Origin of the sequence: Yoonia sp. (assembly GCF_030731595.1) — a bacterium.
In the GTDB taxonomy this organism is placed as follows: domain Bacteria; phylum Pseudomonadota; class Alphaproteobacteria; order Rhodobacterales; family Rhodobacteraceae; genus Yoonia.
On sequence record NZ_JANQTS010000056.1, the window covers coordinates 1 to 4,482 of the forward strand.

Below are 4,482 nucleotides of genomic sequence, written 5' to 3' on the forward strand. Positions count from 1 at the left end.
CGATCCGCCGCCCCGAAAAGCAGCGTGCAACGCTGATCGGTCTGGGCCTGAACAAGATGCACCGTACCAAAGAGCTGGAAGATACACCTTCCGTCCGTGGTATGGTCAACAGCATTCCTCACCTCGTCGAGATCATCGAAGAGCGCGGATAAGCGTTTACGTGGTGTCGGGGCAGGCCCCGACCTACGGTACGACTGGATTGAAGCCCTCGGGAAACCGGGGGCTTCTTTTTTGTGCAGAATAGATATGTGGCATGTCGTTGCTGCATAGCAGCATTTCAAATGCTGCGGTTGCACAATAAATGTTAGCGCCCTAACTCTTGTTCAAGAGATGCGCCGCTAGAGCGGTGCCTAACCAAGCAAAGAGGGACCAAAGCCATGTCATTCATCGCCACTTCAATCTCTCCCGTCCAGATGGGAGCCCGCCTGTCTTCGTTTGCTTCTACGAAACTGGCAGCCTTCAAAGAGGCCCGCGCGCGCAGGGCAGTTTACGACGAGGTCAAAGGCCAGTTGAGCCGTATGACCGACCGGGATCTGGCCGATATCGGGACCAACCGTCTTTTGATCGACGATCTGGCCCGCGAGGCGGCATACGGAAAAGTGCAGGAGTAACGCAAGGTATGGTGGATCAAGATCCATCATACAGTTTGAAATGAAGGCGCCTCGCAGGGAACTGCGGGGCGTCATGCAAGAAGATGGTGGCCTGTGAAGCGAGCATTGGTTCTTGCCTCTTGATCGCTTCGGGAAACACATCATCCCATTCTTGACGCCCCCCATCCCCCCGTCTATACGCCAGCAGTCGGCAGGCATCCGCCCCCGACTCAGATGTAACGCCGTGTTTGGCCGCTCCCGTCGCTGGGGGCCAATTCCGGCAAAAGGAGAAGCGACATGAAACTGAATGAACTTTCCGACAACCCAGGCGCCACCAAAGGCAAAAAGCGTATTGGCCGTGGTCCGGGTTCCGGCATGGGTAAGACCGGTGGCCGTGGTATCAAAGGTCAGAAATCACGTTCCGGCGTAGCCATCAAAGGCTATGAGGGCGGCCAGATGCCACTCTACCAGCGTCTGCCAAAGCGTGGCTTCAACAAGCCGAACCGCAAGGCATTCTCTGTGATCAACCTTGGCCTGATCCAGAAATTCATCGACGAAGGCAAGATCGACGTCAAAGCCGACATCACCGAAGACGCATTGATCGCATCCGGTCTGGTCCGTCGCAAGAAGGACGGAATCCGTGTGCTGGCCAAGGGCGATTTCAAAGCCAAGGCGAACATCACTGTCACAGGCGCTTCCAAGGGTGCGGTTGAAGCGGTTGCCAAGGCTGGCGGCTCACTTACCGTCACAACACCGGCAGCGGCTGAGTAAGACCTTGTGAGCGGCGCAGCCGTCGCTTACATAGCTTTCAAGTTTTCCCAAACGCCGCTGACCGGGGAACCGCGCAGCGGCGTTTACGCATGAAAAGAGACCCATATGGCTTCTGCAGCAGAGCAAATGGCAGCCAACGTCAGTTGGAGCGCCTTCGGCAAAGCAACTGAACTGCGCCAGCGCATCCTATTCACGCTTGGCTTGCTGATCATCTACCGCCTTGGCACGTTCATCCCGGTTCCGGGCATTGACGGCATCGCGCTGCAGCAATTCATGGAAGACGCCCAAGCCGGGATCGGCGGGATCCTGTCGATGTTTACCGGTGGTGCCCTGTCGCGGATGGCGATCTTTACCCTCGGGATCATGCCCTACATTTCCGCATCCATCGTCATGCAGCTTTTGGGGTCCATGTGGGAGCCGCTCAAGAACCTCAAGAAAGAGGGTGAAGCGGGCCGTCGCAAACTGAACCAGTATACCCGCTATTTCACAGTGGTGCTGGCCACAGCACAGGCTTACGGCCTTGCCATCAGCCTTGAAGCCGGTGGACTTGCTGCCGATCCCGGCCTGTTCTTCCAGGCATCGACTGTCATCACAATCGTTGGTGGCACCATGTTCCTGATGTGGCTGGGCGAGCAGATTACCGCACGCGGCATCGGCAACGGTATCTCATTGATCATCTTCGTCGGCATCATCGCCGAAATTCCGGCGGCATTGGCACAGTTTCTGTCGCAGGGCCGCTCGGGCGCGATCAGTCCGCTGGTGGTGATCGGTATCATCATCATGCTGGCCGTCGTCCTGACATTTGTGGTTTTCATGGAGCGCAGTCTGCGCAAGATCCATATCCAGTACCCCCGCCAGCAGCGCGGCATGAAGATCTATGACGGCTCAAGCAGCCACCTGCCGATCAAGGTAAACCCAGCTGGTGTTATTCCTGCGATCTTTGCTTCGGCCTTGCTGCTGCTGCCGACGACGATCAGTACCTTCAACGGTGGTTCGTCCGGTCCGATCATGTCGACCATTCTGGCGCTCTTTGGTCCAGGGCAGCCGCTTTATCTGTTGTTCTTCGGTGGCATGATCGTCTTCTTTACCTACTTCTACACCCGTGAGGTCGCATTCAAGACCGAGGATGTGGCAGAGAACCTGAAAAACCAGAACGGCTTTGTTCCTGGTATTCGCCCCGGCAAGAAGACCGAAGAATATCTTGACTACGTTGTGACCCGCATTCTGGTCCTAGGTTCCGGCTATCTCGCTTTGGTTGCACTCCTGCCAGAGATCATTCGCGCCGAGCTTGCCATTCCGTTCTACTTCGGGGGCACATCTATCCTGATTATTGTATCTGTGGGTATGGACACGATCCAGCAAATCCAGTCTCATCTGGTAGCGCACCAATACGAAGGCTTGATCGAGAAGTCTCAATTGCGGGGCAAGCGGAGTGCAAGTAAACGTAAAGGGCCGTCGCGTCGATGAATATCATACTGCTGGGACCGCCGGGGGCGGGTAAGGGCACACAAGCACGCAAGCTGGTGGAAGAGCGTAACATGGTGCAGTTGAGCACTGGTGATATGCTCCGCGCTGCACGCACAAGCGGGACAGAGATGGGCCAGAAAGTGGCGGCTGTCATGGATCGCGGTGATCTGGTGACAGACGAGATCGTGATTGGTCTGATCCGCGAACAGTTGGAAAGCGACAAGGCTGGCGGTGGCTATATCTTTGACGGCTTCCCCCGCACTTTGGCGCAAGCGGATGCGCTTGGCCGGTTGCTGGTCGATATGGGTGAAAACCTGGACTGCGTCATCGAGATGCAGGTTGATGATGAGGCCCTTGTAGGACGCATCACAGCACGATCGACCTGTGGCGCCTGTGGTGAAGTCTACAACGACAACACAAAGCCGATCCCAGCGGATGGAAAATGCACCAACTGCGGGGCATCTGACTTCCAGCGCCGCGCAGATGACAACGCAGACAGCCTGCGGACACGTTTGATGGCCTATTATAAGCAGACCAGCCCGCTGGTCGGTTACTACTATGCCAAAGGCGATCTGGTGTCAGTCGATGGCCTGGCGAGCATGGACGACGTTGCCACCAGTATCGCTTCGGCATTGCGCCAAAACGAATAGGTTTTCGGAAAATACTTTGTCGTTGCCGGTGCGTCTTGACCCTATGGGAAATGCCCCCTAAACAGCGCCATCCCGCAAGGGAATCAATTTGTGGTCAAGGGTCGCGCCCAGACATCACAGAGCACCTAGATATGACGCAGCCCGGCGCCTCAAAGGTCCGGGCTTCCGTTGTGAAAAAAGGGTCTGGAATGACGGACCCGCAACGAAAAGGAATTGCACACGTGGCACGTATTGCCGGCGTAAACATCCCGACTGCAAAGCGGGTTCCAATCGCCCTCACCTACATCACCGGAATTGGCCCTGCCAAATCTGAAGAAATCTGCGAAGCGGTCGGCATCGACCGCGCACGTCGCGTGAACCAGCTGTCTGATGCAGAGGTTCTGTCGATCCGTGAATATATCGACGCAAACCTGACTGTTGAAGGTGACCTGCGTCGTGAAACACAGATGAACATCAAGCGTCTGATGGACCTTGGTTGCTACCGTGGCCTGCGTCACCGTCGTAACCTGCCAGTTCGTGGTCAGCGTACCTCGACAAACGCACGTACACGCAAGGGCCCTGCAAAGGCCATTGCCGGTAAGAAGAAATAAGGGAGGTCTGACAGATGGCACGCGATACCAAACGCACCAAAAAGAAGGTCTCCAAGAACATCGCCGCTGGCGTTGCTCACGTGAACTCTTCTTTCAACAACACAAAAATTCTGATCTCGGACGTGCAGGGCAACGCCATTGCATGGTCATCCGCAGGCACTATGGGCTTCAAAGGGTCGCGTAAGTCGACACCTTATGCAGCGCAGATGGCGGCTGAGGATGCGGGCAAGAAAGCACAAGACCACGGCGTGAAAACGCTCGAAGTCGAAGTGCAGGGCCCCGGTTCCGGCCGTGAAAGCGCATTGCGCGCTTTGGCCGCTGTTGGTTTCAACATCACATCGATCCGTGACGTGACCCCGATGGCACACAACGGCTGCCGCCCACCAAAGCGCCGCCGCGTCTAATTACACCCAA

7 protein-coding genes are annotated in these 4,482 nt (G+C 56.4%); all 7 read left to right on the plus strand.

The genetic code is table 11. The features are described from left to right. Positions 1–2 precede the first annotated feature (2 nt). Positions 3–152: a 50S ribosomal protein L30 gene (rpmD, locus tag NWQ23_RS05655; RefSeq protein ID WP_306165287.1), complete on the plus strand. Its 150-nt coding sequence runs from the start codon at positions 3–5 to the stop codon at positions 150–152. A gap of 225 nt (positions 153–377) precedes the next feature. After that, a complete protein-coding gene (locus NWQ23_RS05660) occupies positions 378–611 on the plus strand; it encodes a DUF1127 domain-containing protein (RefSeq protein WP_306165282.1) in 234 nt (77 codons plus the stop codon). Positions 612–887: 276 nt separating this feature from the next. After that, positions 888–1,361: a 50S ribosomal protein L15 gene (gene rplO / locus NWQ23_RS05665; RefSeq protein WP_306165283.1), complete on the plus strand. Its 474-nt coding sequence runs from the start codon at positions 888–890 to the stop codon at positions 1,359–1,361. A 105-nt stretch (positions 1,362–1,466) separates the two neighbouring features. Next, positions 1,467–2,828, plus strand: coding sequence for a preprotein translocase subunit SecY (gene secY, locus NWQ23_RS05670; RefSeq protein WP_306165284.1), 1,362 nt, complete (start codon positions 1,467–1,469; stop codon positions 2,826–2,828). After that, entirely contained in the window at positions 2,825–3,478 is a 654-nt protein-coding gene (locus NWQ23_RS05675; protein ID WP_306165285.1) for an adenylate kinase, read from the plus strand. Before secY ends, NWQ23_RS05675 begins: the two co-directional genes overlap by 4 nt. Positions 3,479–3,699: 221 nt before the next feature. Beyond that, positions 3,700–4,068, plus strand: a complete 369-nt coding sequence (gene rpsM, locus NWQ23_RS05680; RefSeq protein ID WP_306165286.1) for a 30S ribosomal protein S13 — start codon at positions 3,700–3,702, stop codon at positions 4,066–4,068. A gap of 14 nt (positions 4,069–4,082) precedes the next feature. Then, a complete protein-coding gene (gene rpsK / locus NWQ23_RS05685; RefSeq protein ID WP_019953332.1) occupies positions 4,083–4,472 on the plus strand; it encodes a 30S ribosomal protein S11 in 390 nt (129 codons plus the stop codon). Positions 4,473–4,482: the final 10 nt, after the last annotated feature.

What these genes read in the sequence shown, in the direction of transcription:
- rpsK (WP_019953332.1), top strand. Translation starts at nt 4,083, where the DNA reads ATGGCACGCGATACCAAACGCACCAAAAAGAAGGTCTCCAAGAACATC.
- NWQ23_RS05660 (WP_306165282.1), top strand. Translation starts at nt 378, where the DNA reads ATGTCATTCATCGCCACTTCAATCTCTCCCGTCCAGATGGGAGCCCGC.
- rplO (WP_306165283.1), top strand. Translation starts at nt 888, where the DNA reads ATGAAACTGAATGAACTTTCCGACAACCCAGGCGCCACCAAAGGCAAA.
- NWQ23_RS05675 (WP_306165285.1), top strand. Translation starts at nt 2,825, where the DNA reads ATGAATATCATACTGCTGGGACCGCCGGGGGCGGGTAAGGGCACACAA.
- secY (WP_306165284.1), top strand. Translation starts at nt 1,467, where the DNA reads ATGGCTTCTGCAGCAGAGCAAATGGCAGCCAACGTCAGTTGGAGCGCC.